Here is a 21,612-nt window from a genome sequence, read left to right as displayed (position 1 = left end):
CGCGCCCCCGTGCCCCCTTGCGCGCCCGCCCAGCCGCCCTCACCGTGTGAAAAGGGAACGCAGCTCGGCGTTCCGACCGCGCAGGGGGAGGGCGAGGCATGGTGAGTCCGGCGACGCAGTGGGCGACGAAGACGTTCGGCGCCGTGGCCGGCCGACTGGCCGAGACCGTACCGGCCTGCCTGGTGCAAGCCCATGCCCGGGCCCGTCACGCCCACGAAGGGGTCCACACCCAGACCCTGGAGGCGTACGGCCACGGTCTCCACGCGGCGCAATATGAAGCCCTCGCCGCGGGCCTGACCCCGATCGAGGGCACGAGCACCCGTCGACTACAAGGCCGCACCGTGGTGCTCGTCGGCAACAACGTCCTCTACCCGATCCGCTACGCGAAGCGGGACGTGCCGGTCACCGAGGCCCGCCTGCGCAAGGCGGCCGGCTTCCGAGCCGACCTGATCCGCCGCCACGGCCCGGAACCCATGCAGCAGGCACTCGACCTCGGCCTCGACGAACTGGACGAAGAGCACGTACACCCGGATGTGGCCCTGCTACCGCCCGACCTACGCCTGATCATCGTCGCCTACGCCTGCTCGATGGAGCGCGGCGTCATGCGCATCGAATGGGGCTCGGCCGAACTCCGCCGCGACGACCGCTACCTCCTGTGGCACCACCACGAACCCCTCCACCCCCCAACCCCCCGCCAGGCCGCCTGACCGCCCCCTCAAGCAACCACGCAAACGCCGGAAGGCCCCCGACCAAGATCGGTCGAGGGCCTTCTGATGCGGTGGGCGCGGACGGTTTCGAACCGCCGACATCTGCTTTGTAAGAGCAGCGCTCTACCCCTGAGCTACGCACCCGTGGATGAGTGGACAGCCTACATGCCGGGCGCACCCCCGACGCAAACCCCTTCGCTTGGGGGAGAATGGTCCGGGGCATGGTCCGGGGCATTGCGGACGCGGTACGGGAGAGGGATTGTGACGACGGCATCCCGGCGGTGGTTCGGTGGGCGGGACGAGAGTCGGCGGGCCGAGGCGCAGGCCGCGAAGGATGCCGCCGCCGCGGCCTTCTACGAGCTGGACAGTGCGCAGCGGGATCTGCGGATCTCGATCGAGACGATCGCCGCGGCGGATGGTTCGCCCGCCGGGCGGCAGGCGCGTGAGGGGTTCGCCGCGCTCGGGCAGCGGATCGACCAGGTCAGCCAGGTGTACATCGAGGCGGTCGACGCGCACGACCTGGACCGGGTGGATCTGGAGGCGTCCGCGGCGTCGCGGGCGCGGGAGGAGCTGACCCGGGCACGCGAGGAGCTGGTGCGGGTCCAGGGGGAGCTCGACCGGTTCGCGCAGGGGTTGCAGCCGCTGCTGGACAAGGCCGAGACGCAGCTCGCGCGGGTCGCGCCGGCTCGGGAGCGGGCGAAGGCCGCGCTGCTGGCGGCGAGTGACGCGCTGGATGGCGTACGGGCCAAGGGGATGCGGGCCGATGATCTGGCGGCTCGGCTGGCGGCGCTGGGTCCCGAGTTGACCAAGCTGAACGAGGGCGCGGGCCGGCACGGGGTGCAGGAGACCGTGCAGCGGGCCGACCGGATCCTGCGGGACGCGGAAGGCGTGCGGGCGGAGGCCGCGCGGCTGCCGGAGCGGGCCGCGGAGATCGACCGGCGGCTGGTGAGTCTGCGGACGCGCGCCCAGGCCCTGCGCAACCGGGCGGATCGGGTGGAGCCGGTCCTGAGCGAGCTGCGCCGGCGGTTCAGTGCGGCGTGCTGGCAGGACCTGCAGCAGGTGCCGGACGAGGCGATACAGGATGTGGCGAAGGCGGAGGACCGGTTGCGGGAGGCGTCGCGGGCCCGGGACGAGCAGCGCTGGGCGGATGTGGCGGTGCTGATCGACGCGGTCCGGGATGCGTTGGAGGCCACGGACGAAGCGGTGTCGGCGGCGCAGGACCGTCTGACGCGGCTCGAGGAGGTGGCGCGCGATCCGCGGGCGGAGGTGGACCGGACGCGGTTCGCGATCCGGGACGCGCAGCGGCTGGCGATGGCGGGCCGCAGTGTGCCGGATCCGCGGCACGCGCGGCCGCTGGACGAGTCGGTGGCCCGGGTGGAGCGGGCGCTGGCCGGGCTGGAGGGGCGGCATCCGGACTACTGGGCGTTCCTGCTCGAGATGCAGGACGTACGGGAGGCCGTGAATCGCGTGGTGAACGGGATCCGTGCTGAGCGGGGCCACGGCTGAGCCTGTAGGCCTTCCTGCCCCCTGCCATTCCGATCAGTCGCGTCGGGTGACGGGTAGGGCGCCGGGCTCCGGTGGGTCGGGGCTCGGCGACCGGCCGACGGGCGGTGAAGGCGCGACCGGCCGCTGCGACGGAGCCCGAAGGACTCCGGCTCGAGCCGAGTCGACCGGCCGGGGGCAGCGGCGGCATCCGACCGGCCGGCCGGCCGGGGTGTGCGAAACCGGCCGCTGGTGATGCCGGCGGCACATAGTCACACATAGCCGGCTGACCGGAACCGGCGGCGCCCGAAACCGACCCATGGGGGCGGGAGGGCACGGCCGGTCGCCGGAAAGCGGGGCTCGCAGCCGGCCGCTGGGCGGGCCCCAGCCGCCGGCCTGAGCCGAGCCGAGCCGGTCAGCTCGAACCGGGCCCGCCGGCTTGAGCAGGCTTGCCGCCGGTCGGGTTGTTTCCCTCGGGGTGGCGGCGGATGCTGGAGGGGCCTGGTATGAGCAGAGGAGGGCGCGATGGCTGCCCACACGTCGCCTAGGCGCAAGCACGACCTCCCGTCCGAGCATCCGCGCGGGGCGTACGCGCCGCACGCGCTCTACGGGTGTACCGAGCCCCACGAGTCCTACGCGCCCTACGTACCGCACGAGCCCTCCGCGCCCCGCGCGCCGCAGCAGCAAGGGCCCGGACTGTTGCAGCGCGCCCTGCACCCGGTCAACGCCCGGCTCGACGAGCATCTGCCGGTCCATCACAAGCTGAGCACCGTCTACCGGGTCGGGGCCGGTCTGACCGGGCTGCTGCTCGTGGTGTTCGGGATCCTGGGGCTGATCGACCGGGTCGGGTTCTTCGACACCGGCGGGGACACCGTGCTGACGCTCAACACGAACGGCGCGCTGAGCGTCCTGTCGATCGTCATCGGGGCGTTGCTGTTCGCCGGGACGGTGATCGGCGGGACGTTCGCCTCGACCCTGAACATCACGTTGGGCCTGCTGTTCATCGCGAGCGGGTTCGTCAATCTCGCGCTGCTGGACACCGAGCTGAACTTCCTGGCCTTCAAGATCCCCAACGTGCTGTTCAGCTTCGTCGTCGGCGTGATGCTGATGTGGTTCGGGATGTACGGACGGGTGGGCAGTGCGCTGCCGCACGACAATCCGTACTGGCGGGCCCGCCATCCCGAGCAGGCCGCCCGGGAGGACAGGGGCTACCGCCCGTACCGGGGACCCGCGCCGGGTCGCCCGTAGCCGTCGGGGCCGCGGCGGCATAGCCTTGGCCGCATGCCTCGATACGAATACCGCTGCCGGACCTGCGACGACACCTTCGAGCTGAGCCGGCCGATGGCCGAGTCCTCCGCGCCCGCCGACTGCCCCGCCGGTCATGCCGACACCGTCAAGCTGCTGTCCGCCGTCGCCGTGGGCGGGACGGGGAGCGGCAGTGCCCCCGCGCCCGCTCGTGCCATGGGCGGCGGGGGCGGCGGGGGCTGCTGCGGCGGGGGCGGTTGCGGCTGAGCGCTCACGGCGCCGGAGCCCCCCGGTCGCAGGCCCGGCGCTTCCCGCTCGCGGACAGCGCCCCGCAGCCGCCGGCCCGCGTTACCGCTTCCGGGACAGCGTCAGCCCGTCCGAGATCGCCAGCAGGATGGACTCCATTCGCGGATCCGCCGAGACGTGGTCGTTGAACGCGCGGACGCCGGCCGCCGAGCCGGTGGCCGACTCGTCGAGGACCGAGCCGTGGAAGAGCGTGTTGTCCGTGACGATCAGGCCGCCGGGACGCAGCCTCGGCACCAGTTCCTCCCAATAGGCGATCTGGCTCTCCTTGTCGGCGTCGATGTACGCCATGTCGATGTGCGGCTCGCCGGGCATCGCGCGCAGGGTGTCCAGGGCGGGCGCGATCCGCAGTTCGATGCGGTCCGCGACGCCCGCCGCCTCCCAGGCCGCCCTGCCGTACGCCGTCCACTCCTCGGAGACATCGCAGGCGATGAGGCGGCCGTCGGCGGGCAGTGCCTGGGCCATCGACAGGGAGGAGAAGCCGGTGAAGGTGCCCACTTCCACGATGTGGCGGGCGCCGGTCAACCGGACGAGGAAGGCCAGCAGCGGTCCCTGCTCCTGCGCCGACTGCATCCCGGCGACGTCGGGGAACTTCGCGTAGGTCGTCTCCACGAGCCCCCGCTGGACCTCGTCCAGCGGGGGGTTGTGGGCGAGCATGTACTGGTAGAGCTCGTCAGTGATCTTGGTGCTGTTGCCCTTGGTCATGCGGCCAGTCTCGCAACGCGGCGGCCGCGCGTGCGGTCGCTCGGCCGAATTCGCGGACGATTTCCTCGCCCGCCAGGACTCCCGCCGCGGCCAGGGCGGTGACGTTCGGGGCGTGCCACCGGGCGTCGGCGAGTTCGCCGTGGCCCGGGCGCCATGCCGCGTCCGCCGCGAGCAGCAGGTCGGCGTCCAGCAGGGAGTCGCCGGCGGCCAGGGTCGTGGTGGCGCCCGTACGGCGGGCCACTTCGCGCATGGCCGCGCTCTTGGTCAGCGGGCGCGGTACGGCGTAGATCTTGCGGCCCTGGAGGGACACCGTCCAGCCGCGCGGCTCGGCCCATTCGACCAGGGCCTTGAGCCAGGTGTCGGGGACGAGCGCGCGTTCCACGACGAGGTAGGCGAAGAGGTCCTCGGCCAGTCGCGCCTTGCGCAGCCAGGCCGGGTCGGCCGTGGTCAGCAGGTGGGCGTGGACCTCTTCCAGCGGGGCGCACTCCGAGGCGAGGCGGGCCGCTACCTGCCGCCGCCAGTCCCGGTCGGGCACCCCGTCGACCAGCAGCTGGCCGCCGTTGGCGCAGATGGCGTACGTGGCGGGGCGGCCGGGGAAGCGGATGCGCTGGTACTGCTTGCGGGTCCGGGTGGTCGTGGGGACGAACACGACCGAGGGGTCGGCCGTCAGGTCCGCCAGCAGTCCCGCCGCCGTCTCCGTCATGTAGGACAGCGGCTTGCTCTCGTGGACCTCGACGCACAGCAGCCGGGGGGCCACCGGGTCGGGCATGGTCAGTGCGAGGGCCGCCGCCGAGTAGATGAGCGTACGGTCGAGATCACTGGCTACCAGGACAGTCACTTCGAGGCCACAGCCTTTCCGTCGGCGCCGGTGGCGCCGCGCGTGTATCGGGGGTGGATGAGCCCGACGCAGCTGTAGGGCAGGCCGTCGACCTCCTCCACCGGGACCCCGCGCTGCTCGGCGAGCAGCCGTACGTGGTCCAGGTCGGCGCCGGCGCCGCGCTGGGCGAGGATCTTCCACGGCACCCGGCGCAGCAGGACGCGGGTGGTCTCGCCGACTCCGGGCTTGACGAGGTTGACGTCGTGGATGCCGTACTCCTCGCTGATCCGCTCGACGGCGGCCCAGCCCTCCCAGGTCGGGGTGCGGTCGGCGGCGAGGAGTTCCCCGACCTCCTCGGCGACGGCGCCGGCCACCTCGTCGAAGTGGGCGGCGACAGTGTCGACGAAGGCCGTGGAGACGTCGGCGCCGGCGAGTTCGCGGTAGAACTTCGCGCCGTGGAAGTCGGCGGGCCCGACCAGGTCGGACCGCAGGACCGTGCGCGAGATGAGGCCGGAGACGGTGGAGTTGAGGCAGGCGGAGGGGATCAGGAAGTCCTCGCGGGTGCCGTACGTCCGCACGCAGGAGCCGGGGTCGGCGAGGACGACGATCTCCGGGTGGAAGCCGGGGTACTCGGCGAGGGCGGCCGTCAACTCGCGGGTGATGGCGCCCTTGCCCGTCCAGCCGTCGACGAAGACGACGTCGGCCGGGTCGTGCCGGTCGGCCAGCCAGCGCACGGCGTTGGCGTCGATGCCGCGGCCGCGCACGATGGAGACGGCGTAGTGCGGCAGGTCCAGGCCGTGGCGGACCTGCGCCCAGCGGCGCATCAGGACGCCGACGGGCGTGCCGGCGCGGGCCAGGGAGACCAGGACCGGGGAGGGGCGGGGGCCGTTCCCGCGCCGGCCGCGGCGCAGGGGGACCTCGGCGAGGACGGTCTCGGTGACGATGCCGACGGCCCGGGCGATGCGGGCTGCGGAGGCGGTCAGGGCGCTCTGGTAGAGCTCCTGGTACTGGGGGGACGGCTGGTACTCGACGGGCAGGGACTCGGCGTAGTGCGCGCCGCCCGCCTGGATGGCCTCCTCGCGTTCCTCGGTCGGGGCTTCGAGCTCGACGTCGGAGAGGTCCTGCAGGAGCCAGCCGACGTCCTCGGGGGCGTAGGAGGAGAACGCGGGGCCGCGCAGCGGCTCGGGCAGGGGCTCGCGCCGGGAGGTGCCCGCGGTCGGGTCGGTCATGGTCGGCTCGTGCTCCTGCCGGTGGGGTGTGTAGGAGGGTACGACGGCCAGCAGGACCCGGCCGGTGTGCGGGGCGAGGCTCGCGAGCAGTCCGGCGTGCAGCTCGGGGGTGTCGCCGGTGGAGTCCACGACGGCGACGACGGCGTCGAAGCCGGCGCCGGCGACGTTGTAGGCGTACCGGTCGCCGGGGCCGTCGGCCGCGGGGGCGGCCCCGGCGGTGGCCGGGCCGTCGGCCGTGGCGGTGCCCCCGGCGGTGGACGGGGGTGCGTCGTGGGCGGGGAAGACGAGCCGGGTGCGGATGGCGTAGCCGGGGTCGTCCACGGCGAGGACGGGCGAGCGGGTGGTGGTGGAGAAGCGGACCTCGCGGGCGGCGCCCGCCTCCTCCAGGGCCTGCGCGAGGCGCAGGGGGGTGTACATCAGTTCCTCGGTGCCGAGTACGAGGACGCGGCCGGGGTCGTCGCCGAGGGCGGCGCCGAGCCGGGCGGCCAGGTCCGGCAGGGCCTTGTCGAGGGCCGCGCGGTGGGCGGGGGTGTAGCCGTGGCGGCCGCCGTCGGGCAGGTCGGCCGGCCAGGCCAGGTCCACGCGGGTGACGGGCCGCGGGCTCCGCTCGGTGCAGACGGCGGTGGCCGGGGTGCCGGTGGCGGCGGCCCGGGCTTCGTACTCCTCGACGAGCGCCTGCCCCTTGGCCAGCACCCCGTCCGGGAGGGTGACCGTGCCCGAGGCCAGGGATATGAGGTCGACGCGGGCGCCGAGGTCGGCGGCGAAGGCGGTGAGGCGGTCGCGGTCGGCGGGGGAGCGCATGTCGACGAGGGCGACGACCACGTAGTGGGTGCGCGGGTGGCGGGCGTGCAGGTCGCGGATGGTGTTCAGGACCGTGTTGCCGGTGGAGAACTCGTCGTCGACGAGGACCAGCGGGCCGCTGCCCGCGAGCAGCTGCGGGTCCTCGGGCAGCAGCAGGTGGGAGGTGGCGTGCGAGTGCGCCTCCTCGAAGCCGCCCGCGGGCCGCACGCCGGGGACGGGGCGGCGGGTGGAGTGCAGGTAGGGGGCGCTGCCCAGGCCGTCGGCGACGCAGTGGCCGAGGCCGGTGGCCGTCTCGGCGTATCCGAGGACGACCGCGCGGGCGGCGCCGTCGGCGCCGAGCAACGCGCGGACGCGTTCGCCGAGCCCGTACCCGGCGGCGTAGACGGTCGCCGGGGACTGCGGCACGTGCTTGCCCAGCACCTGCGAGACGAGCAGGTGCGCCCGCTTGGGATTGCGCCGCAGCGCCAGGCCGAGCAGTTCCTTGAGCCGCGGTGAGCCCGCGGTGGCGGCCTCCTCCAGGCTGACGCCCAGCCGGTCCGCGACCCAGGTTCCCGTCCACTGCGCTTCGATCGTCTTGCCTTTCCTCGTCGTCGATGCCGTCACCAGCGGGTTCACACCTGGAGTCCGGCCGTGAGGAGGTCGACGAAGCCGATCTCCTCCCTCGCCACACCGAAGACCTCGGCGCGGCGCATGGTGCGCTCGGCCCAGGCCCGGTGGGGCTTCACCTCGTTCATTTTGTTCGTATAAGCGGACCGCATGACGCCGCCGCCGCCGCGTTCGGGGCGCAGGATGTCCTCGGCGTCGCAGTACTCCTCGTGGGAGACCACGGACAGGGCGTGGACGGGCGGGACGTGGGCGGGGTGGATGCAGGTCTTGCCGAGCAGCCCGTTGGCCCGGTCGAGTTCGATCTCGCGCAGCAGCCCGTCCAGGTCGTGTTCGATCAGCGCGGTGCGCAGTTCCTCCACGCCCTCCGCGAGGAAGGGGCTGCGGCGCAGCTGGGGCTTGAAGAGGCGCTGCTGGCTGCGGAAGTACTCCCAGACGGGTCCGGTGACGGTGAAGCCGGTGCCGTCGGCACGACTGAGGACGTTGACCACGTCGGCGATGACGCCGGCGACGATCTGCACGTCGTAGGCGGTCATGTCGGGGGTGCGGCGCAGGCCGTAGGCGGAGCAGAAGTCGGTGACGCCGAGCCGCAGGGCCAGGACCCGCTCGCGGTGGCTGCCGACGGTGCGGGCGATGCCTGCGAGCGTCGCGGCGCGGGTTTCGAGGTGGAGCAGGTCCGGGGTCTCCAGAACGGGCATGGCGTACAGGCGGGCGTGGCCGCCGACGGCCTCGGCCTGCACCAGGGCGTCGAGGAAGGCGCTGCCGCTGCTCTCGTTGAACTTGGGGAGTACGAATCCGGACAGCCGGTGCGCGGAGCCGCCGAGGCGGCGCACCAGGTCCGGAATCTGCTCGGGGGTGCGGACCCGGATGAACAGCAGCGGCAGCTCGGTGCTGTCGGTGTCGAGGTCGGCGAACTGCCGGACGAGGTTCTCCTCGGCTCCGGCGACATCGCCGTCGCTGATGGAATCCTCCAGGCAGAGGACCATGGAGACCACTCCGCGGCCGGCCTGCTTGCGGATGTCGCGGGCGAGCTGGGGGCGGGTGGCGGGGCTGTAGAGGGTGGCTCCGAGGGCTGCGGCGAGGGTGTGGGCGGGGGAGGCTCCGGTGAATTCCGCCGGTTCCTGGTGGAAGAGGTCCTTACGGACCGTGGGCGATATGTGCCCAAAGTGACGCATGTGCTTCCCCCGTACTGCTCGGCGGCCCTACTGGCATGGCCGGTAATAGTACGTACGAACTTGAGTCAAGAGTTCCTCAAGCACATGAAGTTCAGATAACCCTCTTGCACCATGCCCAGCTCTCGCGTTCGGGACACGGCCGTACGGGGGGCCGCATTGTCCCGCCCGACCCGGGGAGGGCAGGATGACGGGCATGACGCACGCGATGCAGAAGGGCTCGAACATCCCGGTGGCCGCCGCAGCGGTCCGGGCGGTGCTGCGCTGGACTACCGGCCCCGAGGTGCCCGACGTGGACGCCTCCGCGCTGCTCGTGGGCTCCGACGGCCGGGTGCGTTCGGACGAGGACTTCGTCTTCTACAACCAGCCCCGCCACCCGTCGGGGGCCGTCTGGCGGCTGGGCAAGAAGCAGCTGGGCGAGGCGGTCACCGACGCCGTCCAGGCTGACCTGCGGACGGTGACCCCGGCCGTGGACCGGATCCTGGTGGTCGCCTCGGCCGAGGACGTGCCCTTCGAGCGGGTCCGCGACCTGCGGATCCTGCTGTACGACGCCACCGCGACCGGCGGCGCCGAACCGCTCGCCTACTTCGACGTACGCCCCGAGACCGGCGCGGAGACCGCGCTGATCTGCGGGGAGATGTACCGCAGGGGCGAGGGGTGGAAGTTCCGCGCGCTCGGCGAGGGCTACTCCGACGGGCTGGTGGGGCTGGCCACCGACCACGGGATCTCGGTCGACGAGAACGCCCCGGGCGCCGACGGCGCCGGGAGCCCGGCGGCCGGAAGCCCGGCGGCCGGGCCCACCGCCGACCAGACGGCCGCCATGGCGCCGCCCACCCAGGCGCCGCCGTCCTTCCCGCCCGCCTACGGCTACCCGCAGCCGGTGTCCCCGGCGCCGCTGCCCGGTCCGGGCGCCGACCCGTCGTTCCGGCTGCCGGTGCAGGGCCCGCAGTTCATCCGCCGCTGAGACCGCCGAGGCCGCCGAGACCGCTGAGGCCGCTGAGGCCGCTGAGGCCGCCGAGACCGCTGAGGCGACTGAGGGAATGCGCGAATGAGGCGAATGAGGCGACTGAGGCCGCGGCACCGCCACCGAGGGGCTTGCGTCAGGCCTTGGTGCTCTTGTAGCCCCGGCCCCACTGGAGCCCCCAGCCGTACAGCCGGTCCAGCTCGGCCTGGAACCCGTACACGAACTTCACCTCGCGCCGGACGATGAACTCCCCCTTGACGTGCTCCAGGGAGACCACCGCGCAGGAGCGGGCCTGCGGATGCCGCTCCTCCAGGGGGATCTCGACGCGCGGGCCGGTGACGGGGAACAGCGTGACCATGGCATGGGTGCGGTCGAACGCCGGGGTCTGGTCGTAGATGTAGACGAAGACCAGCAGTCGCTTGATGTCCCCGGCGTGGTCGAGGTTGACGTAGAGGGTCTCCCCGGACGCCGAGCCGAACCGGTCGTCCCCGCTGAGTTTCACGTACGGCGGGTCGTTGATGTCGCCCAGCAGGTTGCCGAGCGGCTGGACGACGCCCCGGGAACCGTCGTTCAGCTCGTACAGGCAGCCCATGTCGAGGTCGACGTTGACCACGCCCTGGGTGTGGGCCTGCACCATGTCGGGTTTGAACAGCTTGAACGGGTGGCGCAGCAGACTGCCGCTCTGCCCGTGGCTGCCCCCTCCAATGTCGGAGGTGCGCATGCGCCAGGACAGGTTCACGCGCAGATTGCCGTGCACCGCCCCCTGTTTGGTCAGTGACACCGTCGGCTGCCGCTTGGTCAGCTCGATCGCGTGCGACGAGGTGCTGCCCGACTGGAACTGCCTGGCCCGGCTGCCCATGATCCCGTCGAAGAATCCCATTCCCCTACCCCCCTGGTTCCCCTGCACCCACTACGGAAGCGGGGCGGCCCGCCGGATCCGTGGACCCGGCGGACCGCCCCGCCATGGAGCGTTCCGCATTACCGGCGCCGTCATGCCTCGGCGGCGGAACCCTCCCGCTCCAGGCGCTTGTTGCGGCGCACCGAGGACCAGAAGGACGCGGCGATCAGCACCACGCCGATGAGGCCGGTGATGATCTCGCTGATCTCGTGCTGGATGGTGATCAGCAGGATGACCGCGAGCGCGCCGATGGCGTAGTGCGCGCCGTGCTCCAGGTAGACGTAGTCGTCCAGCGTGCCCTGGCGGACCAGATAGACGGTGAGCGAACGGACGTACATGGCGCCGATGCCGAGACCGAGCGCCATCCAGAAGATGTGGTTGGTGATGGCGAAGGCGCCGATGACCCCGTCGAAGGAGAACGAGGCGTCGAGGACTTCGAGGTAGAGGAACAGGAAGAAGGCGGCCTTGCCGGCCAGGCCGACGGCGGAGACGGGCTTGCCCGCGGCCTTGGCCTTCTCCTCCTCCTCGTGCTCGCGCTCCTCTTCCTCCTCCAGCTTGTCCTCGAAGTACGAGGACAGGCCGCCGACGACGAGGTAGGTGATCAGGCCGGCGACGCCGGCGAGCAGCACGGTGGCGGACTTGTCCGCGTGGCCGGTGCTGGTGTGGGCGTGGACGGCGAAGGTCATCGCCGAGACCAGCAGCGCGATCAGGGCGATGCAGACCGACAGCATGTCGACCTTGCCGAGCTTGGCCAGCGGGCGCTCGAGCCAGGAGAGCCACTTGTGCTCCCGCTCCTCGAAGATGAAGTCGAGGAAGATCATCAGCAGGAACATGCCGCCGAAGGCCGCGATGGCCGGGTGGGCGTCGGTGACCAGCGCCTCGTACTGCTCGGGGTTGTCCAGCGCGAGCTGGACGGCCTCGATGGGACCGACCTTGGCACTGATGGCGACGATCGCCACCGGGAAGACCAGCCGCATGCCGAACACGGCGATCAGAATGCCGACCGTGAGGAAGATCTTCTGCCAGAAGGCGTTCATCTTCTTCAGGATTCCGGCATTGACGACCGCGTTGTCGAAGGACAGCGAGATCTCGAGGATCGACAGGATCAGTACGACCCCGAACGCCTCCCACCCCCACTGCCACGCGGCAAAGGCGAGGCCGAGCGCCGTGATGGCGAACGACCAGCCGAAGGTTTTCAGAACCACTGGCACCTGGCACCCCATGCGTCTTGTTGCGGCTTTACGAAACGTTGACCCCGAAGTCTAGAGCGATGCCCCTCAGGCCCGACGCGTACCCCTGCCCCACTGCACGGAACTTCCATTCACCTCCGTACCGGTAGACCTCTCCGAAGATCATCGCGGTTTCGCTGGAGGCGTCCTCGGAGAGGTCGTAGCGGGCCAGTTCCTGGCCGTCAGCCTGGTTCACGACCCGGATGAAGGCGTTGCTGACCTGCCCGAAGCTCTGCCGGCGGCTGTCGGCCTCGTGGATCGAGACCGGGAAGACGATCTTGTCGACACGCTCCGGCACCTTGGTGAGGTCGATGATGATCGACTCGTCGTCGCCGTCACCCTCGCCGGTGAGGTTGTCGCCCGTGTGCTCGACCGAGCCGTCGGGGCTCTTCAGGTTGTTGTAGAAGACGAAGTACTCGTCCCCGAGCACCCGGCCGCTGTTGCACAGCAGCGCGCTGGCGTCGAGGTCGAAGTCCGCGCCCGTGGTCGAGCGCGCGTCCCAACCGAGGCCGATGAGGACCCGGGTCAGGTTCGGTGCGGCCTTGGAGAGGGAGACATTGCCCCCCTTGGCGAGTGTGACGCCCATGTTGTGGTCCTCCCCGAACGACGGTGTGCCTGCGTGACGGTATGGCGGTGTGGCGGTATGGCTGCGTACGGCGTGCTGCCGGTCCGAAACGGGCCGCAAAGCCGGTCCGGCGCCGTACACACAGTGCACGGCGCCGGACGGACGAACTGCCTTGGGCTCAGACGTTGACGCCGAAGTCCTGCGCGATGCCGCGCAGGCCCGAGGCGTAGCCCTGGCCGATGGCGCGGAACTTCCACTCCGCGCCGTTGCGGTACAGCTCGCCGAAGACCATGGCGGTCTCGGTCGAGGCGTCCTCGGAGAGGTCGTAGCGGGCGAGCTCGGTGTTGTCCGCCTGGTTCACGACGCGGATGTAGGCGTTGCGGACCTGGCCGAAGCTCTGCTGGCGGCTCTCGGCCTCGTAGATCGAGACCGGGAATACGATCTTGGCGACGTCGGCCGGGACGCCGGCGAGGTTGACCTTGATCGCCTCGTCGTCGCCCTCGCCCTCGCCGGTGGTGTTGTCACCGGTGTGCTCGACCGAGCCGTCCGGGCTCTTGAGGTTGTTGAAGAAGACGAAGTTCGCGTCGCTGGCGACCTTGCCCTGGTCGTTGGTCAGGATCGCGCTGGCGTCGAGGTCGAAGTCGACACCGGTGGTGGTGCGAGCGTCCCAGCCGAGACCGACGATGACCGCCGTCAGGTTAGGCGCGGCCTTGGTCAGCGAGACGTTGCCGCCCTTGCTGAGGCTGACTCCCACGGGTCCTCCATTGGGTTCTGTGTGTGGGGCGGTGCCCCGTCGTGCACTGGCCCCCCGGCCGCGGCCGGGGGAGCTACCGGATCAACGTGTCGATCCTAGTGACGGGTTCCCGCCTGTATACGGTTTTCGCGACGGAACTGCGGCGAGGGGCCCGAGGGCCCCTCAGCGGCTTCAGAGGCTGTCGAGCGCCTTGATGTACTCGTTCAGGTCACGCGCGTCGGGCAGTCCGTTGACGACGGTCCAGCGGACGACGCCGTCCTTGTCGATGATGAAGGTGCCGCGGACCGCGCAGCCCTTGTCCTCGTCGAAGACGCCGTACGCGCGCGAGGTCTCCCCGTGCGGCCAGAAGTCCGACAGCAGCGGGTAGTCCAGGTTCTCCTGCTCCCCGAAGACCCTCAGGGTCGGCACGGAGTCGTTGGAGACGGCGAGCAGCTGGACGTCGTCGTTCTGGAACCGCGGCAGCTGGTCGCGCAGCTCGCACAGCTCGCCGGTGCAGACGCCGGTGAAGGCGAACGGGTAGAAGAGCAGCACCACGGCCTTCTCCCCCCGGAAGTCGGAGAGCCGTACCGTCGCGCCGTGGTTGTCCTTGAGCTCGAAGTCCGGGGCCTTGTCGCCGACCTCGATCGCCATCTGTCGCATCCCTTCGTTCCCGGGTTCCCCCGGATCGCCCCCGGTGGGCCGTTCGGGTGAGGCACAGCCTAGGCGGGGCGGGGCCGGGAACGCACACACCCCGCCGACCGGGGGCGACGGGGTGCGAAACGTGTCCGCCGGGAAGCGGAGGGCGCGGCTTAGCGCTTGGACTTGACGGCCGACTTGGGCGTCACCAGCTTGGTGGCGCCCCACTCCTTGCCGACGGGCAGCCCCTTGGCCAGCGAGAGCCCGGCGGTCTCCGCGGCCTCCTTGATGTCACTGGCCTCGACGTAGCCGGGGCGGCCGGTCTTGGGGGTCAGCAGCAGGATCAGTGCGCCGTCCTCGATCAGCTCGGTGGCATCGACCAGGGCGTCCGCCAGATCGGCGTCGTCGTCCTCCCGGAACCACAGCAGTACGGCGTCGGCGACGTCGTCGTAGTCCTCGTCGACGAGCTCGCCGACGAGGTCCTCGACGACGTCACGGAAATCCTGATCGACGTCGTCGTCGTAGCCGATCTCCTGGACCACCTGTTCGGACTGGAAACCCAGCCGGGCGGCCAGGTTCTCCGCGTGGTCCGCGGTCGCGCTCACGGGGTGCCTCCTGCTCATGTTCGGTGATTGTCTTCTGGCGGCGCGCGTACGCGCAGCATGGGACGTAGTCCACACGGGCGCGGCGGATCGCGCAAGTACCCGGCCGCCGAGACCGTCGAAACGGTGACGATTGCGGCCGTCTCGCCGCAACTTCCAGCCTTCCCGTACGGGGCTCTGGTGATTCATCCCACACCATTGCGGGTCATTCGGCATCATCGGCAACGCCTCGGGACTTTCCTACCTGTTTGAGGGACGAACGTCCTGCCCGGTTCGCCGGCCGGCGCCGACCGGCTTGGGCGTAAGGTTGCGATTTGGTCGGACCGCCTTCTGATCGCCGGTTCCGACTTCCTGCCGCCTCCAGGGATTACCCAGCGGTAAAGATGACGATTTCGGCCCAGCGTAAGACCATGGGAGGCGGCGAACCCAAGGCACGACTCCCCCGACAGCGAAGGAACAGCGTGGTTTCCGCATCCGATCGCAACCCGATCATCATTGGCGGTCTGCCCAGTCAGGTCCCGGACTTCGATCCGGAGGAGACGCAGGAATGGCTCGACTCGCTGGACGCGGCGGTCGACGAGCGGGGCCGTGAGCGTGCCCGTTACCTGATGCTGCGGCTGATCGAGCGGGCTCGCGAGAAGCGCGTGGCCGTGCCCGAGATGCGCAGCACGGACTACGTCAACACGATCGCCACCCGGGACGAGCCGTTCTTCCCCGGCAACGAGGAGATCGAGCGCAAGGTCCTCAACGCCACCCGGTGGAACGCGGCCGTGATGGTCTCGCGCGCCCAGCGCCCGGGCATCGGCGTCGGCGGCCACATCGCGACCTTCGCCTCCTCCGCCTCCCTCTACGACGTGGGCTTCAACCACTTCTTCCGGGGCAAGGACGAGGGCGACGGCGGCGACCAGATCTTCTTCCAGGGCCACGCCTCGCCCGGCATCTATGCGCGCGCCTACCTCCTGGACCGGCTCTCCGAGCAGCAGCTCGACGCGTTCCGGCAGGAGAAGTCGAAGGCGCCGTACGGCCTTTCGAGCTACCCGCACCCCCGGCTCATGCCGGACTTCTGGGAGTTCCCGACCGTCTCGATGGGCCTGGGCCCGCTGGGGGCGATCTACCAGGCCCGGATGAACCGGTACATGGAGGCGCGCGGGATCGCGGACACCTCCAAGTCCCACGTCTGGGCGTATCTCGGTGACGGCGAGATGGACGAGCCGGAGTCGCTCGGCCAGCTGTCGATCGCCGCTCGCGAGGGCCTGGACAACCTGACCTTCGTCGTGAACTGCAACCTGCAGCGCCTCGACGGGCCGGTGCGCGGCAACGGCAAGATCATCCAGGAGCTGGAGTCGCAGTTCCGCGGCGCCGGCTGGAACGTCATCAAGCTGATCTGGGACCGCTCCTGGGACCCGCTGCTGGCCCAGGACCGCGACGGCATCCTGGTCAACAAGATGAACACCACCCCCGACGGGCAGTTCCAGACGTACGCCACCGAGTCGGGCGCGTACATCCGCGAGCACTTCTTCGGGGACGACCAGCGGCTGCGCGCGATGGTCGAGAACATGACCGACTACCAGATCCAGCACCTGGGCCGCGGCGGGCACGACCACAAGAAGGTGTACGCGGCGTACGCGGCGGCCAAGGCCCACAAGGGCCAGCCGACGGTGATCCTGGCCCAGACGGTCAAGGGCTGGACGCTGGGCCCGAACTTCGAGGGCCGCAACGCAACGCACCAGATGAAGAAGCTGACGGTCGACGACCTCAAGCGCTTCCGCGACCGCCTGCACATCCCGATCACCGACCGGCAGCTGGAGGACGGCGCGCCGCCGTACTACCACCCGGGCCGCGACTCGCCCGAGATCCAGTACATGCACGACCAGCGCAGCTCGCTGGGCGGCTACGTGCCGACCCGTGTGGTGCGCGCCAAGCCGCTGCAGCTGCCGGGCGACGCGACGTACGCGGCCGCCAGGAAGGGCTCGGGGCAGCAGTCGATCGCCACCACGATGGCCTTCGTCCGCATCCTGAAGGACCTGATGCGGGACAAGGAGATCGGCAGGCGCTTCGTGCTGATCGCGCCGGACGAGTACCGCACCTTCGGCATGGACGCCTTCTTCCCGAGCGCCAAGATCTACAACCCGCTGGGGCAGCAGTACGAGGCCGTCGACCGCGAGCTGCTGCTGGCCTACAAGGAGTCGCCGACCGGCCAGATGCTGCACGACGGCATCTCGGAGGCGGGCTGCACGGCCTCGCTGATCGCGGCGGGTTCGGCCTACGCCACGCACGGCGAGCCGCTGATCCCGGTCTACGTCTTCTACTCGATGTTCGGTTTCCAGCGGACCGGCGACCAGTTCTGGCAGATGGCCGACCAGCTGGCGCGCGGTTTCGTCCTGGGCGCGACCGCCGGCCGGACCACCCTGACGGGTGAGGGCCTCCAGCACGCCGACGGCCACTCCCAGCTGCTGGCGTCGACGAACCCGGGCTGCGTGGCCTACGACCCGGCCTACGGCTACGAGATCGCGCACATCGTCAAGGACGGTCTGCGGCGGATGTACGGTCCGGACTCCGAGGACGTCTTCTACTACCTGACCGTCTACAACGAGCCGATCCAGCACCCGGCGGAGCCGGCGGACGTGGACGTGGAGGGGATCCTCCAGGGCGTCCACCGGGTGTCGCAGGGCACCGCGGGCACCATCCCGGCCCAGCTGATGGCCTCGGGCGTGGCGGTGCCGTGGGCGCTGGAGGCGCAGCGGATCCTCGCCGAGGAGTGGGACGTCCGGGCGGACGTCTGGTCGGCGACCTCCTGGAACGAGCTGCGGCGCGAGGCCGTGGAGGTGGAGGAGCACAACCTGCTGCACCCGGAGGAGGAGCAGCGCGTCCCGTACGTGACGCGCAAGCTGTCGGGTGCGCAGGGCCCCTTCGTGGCGGTGTCGGACTGGATGCGGGCGGTCCCGGACCAGATCTCGCGCTGGGTGCCCGGCCCCTACACCTCGCTGGGTGCGGACGGCTTCGGTTTCGCGGACACCCGCGGCGCGGCCCGGCGCTTCTTCCACATCGACGCCCAGTCGGTGGTGCTGGCGACGCTCACCGAGCTGGCCAAGGCGGGTCAGCTGGACCGTTCGGTGCTGAAGCAGGCCGTGGACCGCTACCAGCTGCTGGACGTCACGGCGGCGGACCCGGGCGCGGCCGGCGGCGACGCGTAGGCGCCGTCGCACCGGGGCGCCGGGAGCGCGGGTGCCGGTCCGGCTGAGCCGGGGCGGCGCCCGCGCTCCGTCGCGTTCCTTACGATGCTCGGCATGAAGGAACCCACCTCCCAGGCGCGCTGGGAGCGCCGCACCCAGGCTCCGCTGCTGGTGCTCGCCGTGTGCTTCGCCGTCGCGTACGCCGTGCCGATCGTCGTGCCCGACGCGCGTCCGTGGGTGCACCGGGCGTGCACCTACGCGGAGTGGGTGGTGTGGGCGGCGTTCGCCCTCGACTACCTGGCGCGGCTCGGCCTCGCCGCGGACCGCCGGCACTTCGTGCGGACGCACTGGCTGGACCTGTGCGCGGTGGTGCTACCGATGGTGCAGCCGCTGCGGCTGCTGCGGCTCGTCTCGACGCTGCTGCTGGTGGGCCGGCGGGCCCGGATGGCTCCGCAGATCCGGCTGACGACCTATGTCGCCGGCGCCGTCGTGGGGCTGCTGATGTTCGGCTCGCTGGCGGTGCTGAGCGTGGAGCGGGACGCTCCCGAGGGCAACATCAGGAACCTGGGCGACGCGGTGTGGTGGTCTTTCACCACGATGACGACGGTCGGGTACGGCGACCACTCCCCCACCACGGGCCTCGGCCGCGTCCTGGCCGTCGGGCTGATGCTGTCGGGGATCGCCCTGCTCGGTGTGGTGACGGCGAACATCGCCGCCTGGTTCATCGCCCGGTTCGAGCGGGACGACCGGGTGGAGCGGCTGCAGCTGGCGGCCATCGAGGAGCTCCACGCGGAGGTGCGGGCGCTGCGCGCGGAGGTGTCCCGGCTGGGCGGTCCGCAGGCCGGGCGGCCGGCGGCCCCGGCGCCGCGCGAGGCGCCGACGGGTCCCCCGGCCGGTCTCGGCGCTAGCTCTCCCACACCTTGAACGCCCTGACCTGGTAGGGGGACAGCGGGAGCCAGACCCCGTCGCCCGGGTAGGTCTGGAACTCGCCGGTCTCCGCGCACACGGCCGACTGGTAGGTGGTCACCGGGCGCCCGGTGCGGTTGGCGAGCGACTGCGCGCTGGTCCCGGCGGGCAGCGCGGTGCAGCTGTCGATCTCCAGGGTGCTCAGTTCATGGGTCTGCCGGGTTCCTTTGAACTCGGGTTTCGCCCACAGGCACAGCTGGCCCGTGGCGCATGTCCCGAGCGCCGCCCGGCCCGCGGCGTGCGCGGAGCCGGCCGTGCTCGGGATGAGGGCGGTCAGGGCGAGGGCGAAAGCGGCGAGAGGGGTGCTCCACGTACGCATGACGGATCGACTCCTTGTGGACGGGCGGCGCCCGGACCGTTTCCGGGGCTTCGCCGACACCACGCTGACCTGCGCGGACACCCGGGCGGAAGGGGGCTCGGCCGGGTCCACCCTGATAGGCGACGGCCCGGCCGGAACCGTCCGGGGGGCCCGGGTGCGCACGGAGTTGACGCCTCCGCGAGACCGCCGCCGGGCCCGCTCCCCCGGCGCCCGCCGGACCGCGCCGCGCTGCCGGCCGGCCCCGCCCCCGCTGCCAAAGGGACCGCACCGCGAGCCGGCCGTCCCCGAACGGGTTGCCGCCCCTTCACCAACGGCGCAACGGGACGGCCTGCGCTGGCGAGGTCACCGGTAGCCTGACCGCCCACCCGGCGTCAGAGAGGAGCCCCGCGGTGAGGACCTACGAGCGGACGGCACCGGCCCGACCGGCGGGGGGACTGCGCGAGCGCAAGAAGCGGCGCACTCGGGACGCGCTGCTGCGCGCCGCCCTGCTGCTCTTCGTCTCCCAGGGGTACGAGCGCACCACCGTCGAGGAGATCGCCGGCACGGTGCACGTCTCGCAGCGGACCTTCTTCCGGTACTTCGCGAACAAGGAGGAGGTCGCCTTCGCCGTGCAGGACCTGGTCGAGGCGCGCTTCCTCGCCGCCCTGAAGGCCCGGCCGGGCGCGGAGGGCCCGCTCGAAGCGCTGCGCGGTGCGGTGCTCGCAACCTGGGACACCCTCGACGAGGCCCTGGGCGGGGTGGTGCCCGTCGAGCTGTACATGCGCGGCTGCCGGCTGATCGAGCGCACCCCGGCCCTGCTCGCCGTGCACCTGCGCCGGTCCACGGCTCTGGAGGAGCGGATCTCCCGGCTGCTGGCCGCCCGGGAGGGCCTGGACGTGGACGCGGATCCGCGCCCGCGCGTCGCGGCCGCCGCGTTCTGCGGCGTGATGCGGGTCACGGGGCGGCTGTGGGGGCAGGGGGAGGACACCGGCGTGGCCTCGATCCGGCGGATGACCGAGGTCTACCTGGACCAGATCCGCCCGGCGGTGGCCGCCGACTGGCGCGACGCGCCCACCCGGTGCACGGCCGGGCCGGCCGGCCGCTGATCGGCAACTCGCCGTGTGACCGTCCCCGTTCGGCCGTGAGACCCGTCACCCGGCGCGCCCCGGCCGGAAACGGTCTCCTACGCTGGTCCCTAGTGAACCTGCCCGGCCTCGCCCTCCCCACCGCCCCCGGCGCCGACGCGCGCCCCGCCGCCCTGCGCACCCTGCTCGTGCTCGCGGTGGTCTTCATCATGCTGGCGACGACCGGCTGGACGGCCGTGCACCGCCCCGAAGGCGGTACGCCGCTGCGCGCCGCGGCCCTGGCCGCCTGGGCCGGCGCCCGTATCGGCGGCCGGCCGGTGCCGCCCGCGGACGCCCCCGCGGCGACGGTGGCCCGTTTCTTCGGCGGGCTCGACGGAGCCCAGCGGGCCCGGCTCGCCGACGGCTACCCGCTGGTCGTGGGGAACCTCGACGGGGCCCCCGCCACCACGCGCTACCGCGCCAACCGGCGCGGCCTGGAGCAGGCCGGCCGGGTCGAGGAGTCCCGCAGCCGCGACGTGGCGCTGGCCCCGGCCGACCGGGTCGCGGCCGCCCGCCGCGCCCACCGCTTCGCCTCGCTCGCGGAGCCGGGGCGGCAGATCCTCGCCTTCGACCCCACGGGCGGCGGCCTCGTCGCCGAGGTCTTCGGGGACCTGGACCGGGCCCGCCGGGTCTCGGTGGTCGTCCCCGGCGTCGACACCGACGCGGTCACCTTCGAGCGGACGCAGCGCCGGTTCAGCGCACCGGCCGGCATGGCCCGGTCCCTGTACGACGCCCAGCGCGCGACCGCCCCGGCCGGGCGGACCGCGGTCATCGCCTGGGCCGGGTACAGCGCGCCCGCCGGGGTCGGCGTGGACGCCGCCACCGGCCGCATGGCCTTCGTCGGCGCCGTCCGGCTGAAGTCGCTGACCACCGCGCTGCCCGGGCACTCCACGGTGGCGCTGTTCTGCCACAGCTACGGATCGGTGGTGTGCGGGGTCGCGGCCCACGAACTGCCGCGCCGGGTGACGGACGTGGTGGTGGCGGGCAGCCCCGGGATGCGCGCGCAGAACGTCGCCGGGCTGCGCACCTCCGCCCGTGTCTGGGCGACCCGGGACGAGGGCGACTGGATCGCGGACGTGCCGCACCTGGAGTTCGGCGGGCTGGGCCACGGAGCCGACCCGGTCTCGGCGGAGTTCGGTGCGCGGCTGCTGTCCTCGGCGACCGCCCGGGCCCACACCGGCTATTTCGAGCCAGGGACCGATTCGGTGGACAACTTCGCCAAAATCGGAACCGGCGCATTCGGTTCCGTCATGTGCGCGACCGGGGACGATGCCTGCCGGGACGGCCTGAGCGGCGCGGAGAGCGCCTGACGCGCGTAGAGGCCCGAAAAGTGGGGCCCGCGCCGAGGGGGACGCGCGAG

At 71.9% G+C, this 21,612-nt stretch carries 20 protein-coding genes and 1 tRNA gene; 9 read left to right on the top strand and 12 right to left on the bottom strand.

Going from position 1 to position 21,612, the window contains the following annotated elements; genetic code table 11:
• Positions 1-98: 98 nt before the first annotated feature.
• Entirely contained in the window at positions 99-707 is a 609-nt protein-coding gene (locus AC07FY_RS01735; protein WP_478999087.1) for a hypothetical protein, read from the top strand.
• A gap of 72 nt (positions 708-779) precedes the next feature.
• On the opposite strand, the gene AC07FY_RS01730 is transcribed toward AC07FY_RS01735, so the two are convergent.
• Positions 780-851, bottom strand: a tRNA-Val gene (locus tag AC07FY_RS01730).
• 117 nt (positions 852-968) lie between these two features.
• Here AC07FY_RS01730 and AC07FY_RS01725 point away from each other — a divergent pair.
• The 3 genes from AC07FY_RS01725 to AC07FY_RS01715 all read left to right on the top strand — a co-directional run bounded on the left by AC07FY_RS01725 (position 969) and on the right by AC07FY_RS01715 (position 3,701).
• On the top strand, positions 969-2,213 hold the full coding sequence (locus tag AC07FY_RS01725) for a hypothetical protein (protein WP_478999085.1): 1,245 nt from the start codon (positions 969-971) through the stop codon (positions 2,211-2,213).
• A gap of 501 nt (positions 2,214-2,714) precedes the next feature.
• Positions 2,715-3,437 (top strand): DUF4383 domain-containing protein, encoded by a 723-nt coding sequence (locus AC07FY_RS01720; protein WP_478999083.1) that lies wholly within the window; start codon positions 2,715-2,717, stop codon positions 3,435-3,437.
• Between the two features lie 33 nt (positions 3,438-3,470).
• Entirely contained in the window at positions 3,471-3,701 is a 231-nt protein-coding gene (locus AC07FY_RS01715) for an FmdB family zinc ribbon protein (RefSeq protein ID WP_478999081.1), read from the top strand.
• Between the two features lie 81 nt (positions 3,702-3,782).
• On the opposite strand, the gene AC07FY_RS01710 is transcribed toward AC07FY_RS01715, so the two are convergent.
• From AC07FY_RS01710 to AC07FY_RS01695, 4 genes are read right to left on the bottom strand one after another with little or no spacing between them, the layout of a single operon-like run.
• Positions 3,783-4,442: an O-methyltransferase gene (locus tag AC07FY_RS01710; RefSeq protein ID WP_478999080.1), complete on the bottom strand. Its 660-nt coding sequence runs from the start codon at positions 4,440-4,442 to the stop codon at positions 3,783-3,785.
• On the bottom strand, positions 4,411-5,280 hold the full coding sequence (locus AC07FY_RS01705; protein WP_478999078.1) for an HAD family hydrolase: 870 nt from the start codon (positions 5,278-5,280) through the stop codon (positions 4,411-4,413). The genes AC07FY_RS01710 and AC07FY_RS01705 overlap by 32 nt, the downstream gene beginning before the upstream one ends.
• On the bottom strand, positions 5,277-7,892 hold the full coding sequence (locus tag AC07FY_RS01700; protein WP_478999076.1) for a phosphoribosyltransferase: 2,616 nt from the start codon (positions 7,890-7,892) through the stop codon (positions 5,277-5,279). Before AC07FY_RS01700 ends, AC07FY_RS01705 begins: the two co-directional genes overlap by 4 nt.
• Positions 7,893-7,900: 8 nt before the next feature.
• Positions 7,901-9,067, bottom strand: a complete 1,167-nt coding sequence (locus tag AC07FY_RS01695; protein ID WP_478999074.1) for an HpcH/HpaI aldolase/citrate lyase family protein — start codon at positions 9,065-9,067, stop codon at positions 7,901-7,903.
• A 193-nt stretch (positions 9,068-9,260) separates the two neighbouring features.
• Between AC07FY_RS01695 and AC07FY_RS01690 the strand changes: the two genes are divergently transcribed.
• The gene (locus AC07FY_RS01690; protein WP_478999073.1) at positions 9,261-10,028 is read left to right on the top strand and encodes a TerD family protein; all 768 of its coding nucleotides are present in this window, start codon (positions 9,261-9,263) and stop codon (positions 10,026-10,028) included.
• Between the two features lie 136 nt (positions 10,029-10,164).
• Here the strand turns inward: AC07FY_RS01690 and AC07FY_RS01685 are convergent, their stop codons facing one another.
• From AC07FY_RS01685 to AC07FY_RS01660, 6 genes are all read right to left on the bottom strand, one after another.
• Complete coding sequence (locus tag AC07FY_RS01685; RefSeq protein WP_478999071.1) at positions 10,165-10,908, bottom strand: TerD family protein; 744 nt, start codon at positions 10,906-10,908, stop codon at positions 10,165-10,167.
• 110 nt (positions 10,909-11,018) lie between these two features.
• Complete coding sequence (locus AC07FY_RS01680; protein ID WP_478999818.1) at positions 11,019-12,131, bottom strand: DUF475 domain-containing protein; 1,113 nt, start codon at positions 12,129-12,131, stop codon at positions 11,019-11,021.
• Positions 12,132-12,165: 34 nt separating this feature from the next.
• Complete coding sequence (locus AC07FY_RS01675) at positions 12,166-12,741, bottom strand: TerD family protein (protein WP_478999069.1); 576 nt, start codon at positions 12,739-12,741, stop codon at positions 12,166-12,168.
• 157 nt (positions 12,742-12,898) lie between these two features.
• Positions 12,899-13,474, bottom strand: a complete 576-nt coding sequence (locus AC07FY_RS01670; protein WP_008739115.1) for a TerD family protein — start codon at positions 13,472-13,474, stop codon at positions 12,899-12,901.
• Positions 13,475-13,645: 171 nt separating this feature from the next.
• On the bottom strand, positions 13,646-14,104 hold the full coding sequence (locus AC07FY_RS01665) for a peroxiredoxin (RefSeq protein ID WP_478999067.1): 459 nt from the start codon (positions 14,102-14,104) through the stop codon (positions 13,646-13,648).
• 158 nt (positions 14,105-14,262) lie between these two features.
• On the bottom strand, positions 14,263-14,694 hold the full coding sequence (locus AC07FY_RS01660; RefSeq protein WP_478999066.1) for a DUF3052 family protein: 432 nt from the start codon (positions 14,692-14,694) through the stop codon (positions 14,263-14,265).
• 458 nt (positions 14,695-15,152) lie between these two features.
• On the opposite strand from AC07FY_RS01660, the gene aceE reads away from it, so the two are divergent.
• Complete coding sequence (gene aceE, locus AC07FY_RS01655) at positions 15,153-17,885, top strand: pyruvate dehydrogenase (acetyl-transferring), homodimeric type (protein WP_478999064.1); 2,733 nt, start codon at positions 15,153-15,155, stop codon at positions 17,883-17,885.
• A gap of 93 nt (positions 17,886-17,978) precedes the next feature.
• A complete protein-coding gene (locus AC07FY_RS01650) occupies positions 17,979-18,788 on the top strand; it encodes a potassium channel family protein (protein ID WP_478999062.1) in 810 nt (269 codons plus the stop codon).
• Here AC07FY_RS01650 and AC07FY_RS01645 read toward each other — a convergent pair.
• Entirely contained in the window at positions 18,769-19,149 is a 381-nt protein-coding gene (locus AC07FY_RS01645; protein ID WP_478999060.1) for a peptidase inhibitor family I36 protein, read from the bottom strand. The genes AC07FY_RS01650 and AC07FY_RS01645 overlap by 20 nt on opposite strands.
• Before the next feature lie 389 nt (positions 19,150-19,538).
• Between AC07FY_RS01645 and AC07FY_RS01640 the strand changes: the two genes are divergently transcribed.
• Both AC07FY_RS01640 and AC07FY_RS01635 read left to right on the top strand, forming a co-directional pair.
• On the top strand, positions 19,539-20,234 hold the full coding sequence (locus AC07FY_RS01640) for a TetR/AcrR family transcriptional regulator (RefSeq protein ID WP_478999058.1): 696 nt from the start codon (positions 19,539-19,541) through the stop codon (positions 20,232-20,234).
• 98 nt (positions 20,235-20,332) lie between these two features.
• Positions 20,333-21,562 (top strand): alpha/beta hydrolase, encoded by a 1,230-nt coding sequence (locus tag AC07FY_RS01635; protein ID WP_478999815.1) that lies wholly within the window; start codon positions 20,333-20,335, stop codon positions 21,560-21,562.
• The last annotated feature ends 50 nt before the right edge of the window (positions 21,563-21,612 follow it).

The sequence above is a fragment of the Streptomyces sp. NPDC045967 genome (assembly GCF_056430495.1).
This window is presented reverse-complemented; position numbering and strand designations above follow the sequence as displayed.

Coding starts and splice junctions, on each gene's coding strand:
- AC07FY_RS01735 (WP_478999087.1), top strand. CDS start 99: ATGGTGAGTCCGGCGACGCAGTGGGCGACGAAGACGTTCGGCGCCGTG.
- AC07FY_RS01720 (WP_478999083.1), top strand. CDS start 2,715: ATGGCTGCCCACACGTCGCCTAGGCGCAAGCACGACCTCCCGTCCGAG.
- AC07FY_RS01715 (WP_478999081.1), top strand. CDS start 3,471: ATGCCTCGATACGAATACCGCTGCCGGACCTGCGACGACACCTTCGAG.
- AC07FY_RS01710 (WP_478999080.1), bottom strand. CDS start 4,442: ATGACCAAGGGCAACAGCACCAAGATCACTGACGAGCTCTACCAGTAC.
- AC07FY_RS01695 (WP_478999074.1), bottom strand. CDS start 9,067: ATGCGTCACTTTGGGCACATATCGCCCACGGTCCGTAAGGACCTCTTC.
- AC07FY_RS01690 (WP_478999073.1), top strand. CDS start 9,261: ATGACGCACGCGATGCAGAAGGGCTCGAACATCCCGGTGGCCGCCGCA.
- AC07FY_RS01685 (WP_478999071.1), bottom strand. CDS start 10,908: ATGGGATTCTTCGACGGGATCATGGGCAGCCGGGCCAGGCAGTTCCAG.
- AC07FY_RS01675 (WP_478999069.1), bottom strand. CDS start 12,741: ATGGGCGTCACACTCGCCAAGGGGGGCAATGTCTCCCTCTCCAAGGCC.
- AC07FY_RS01665 (WP_478999067.1), bottom strand. CDS start 14,104: ATGGCGATCGAGGTCGGCGACAAGGCCCCGGACTTCGAGCTCAAGGAC.
- AC07FY_RS01650 (WP_478999062.1), top strand. CDS start 17,979: ATGAAGGAACCCACCTCCCAGGCGCGCTGGGAGCGCCGCACCCAGGCT.
- AC07FY_RS01645 (WP_478999060.1), bottom strand. CDS start 19,149: ATGCGTACGTGGAGCACCCCTCTCGCCGCTTTCGCCCTCGCCCTGACC.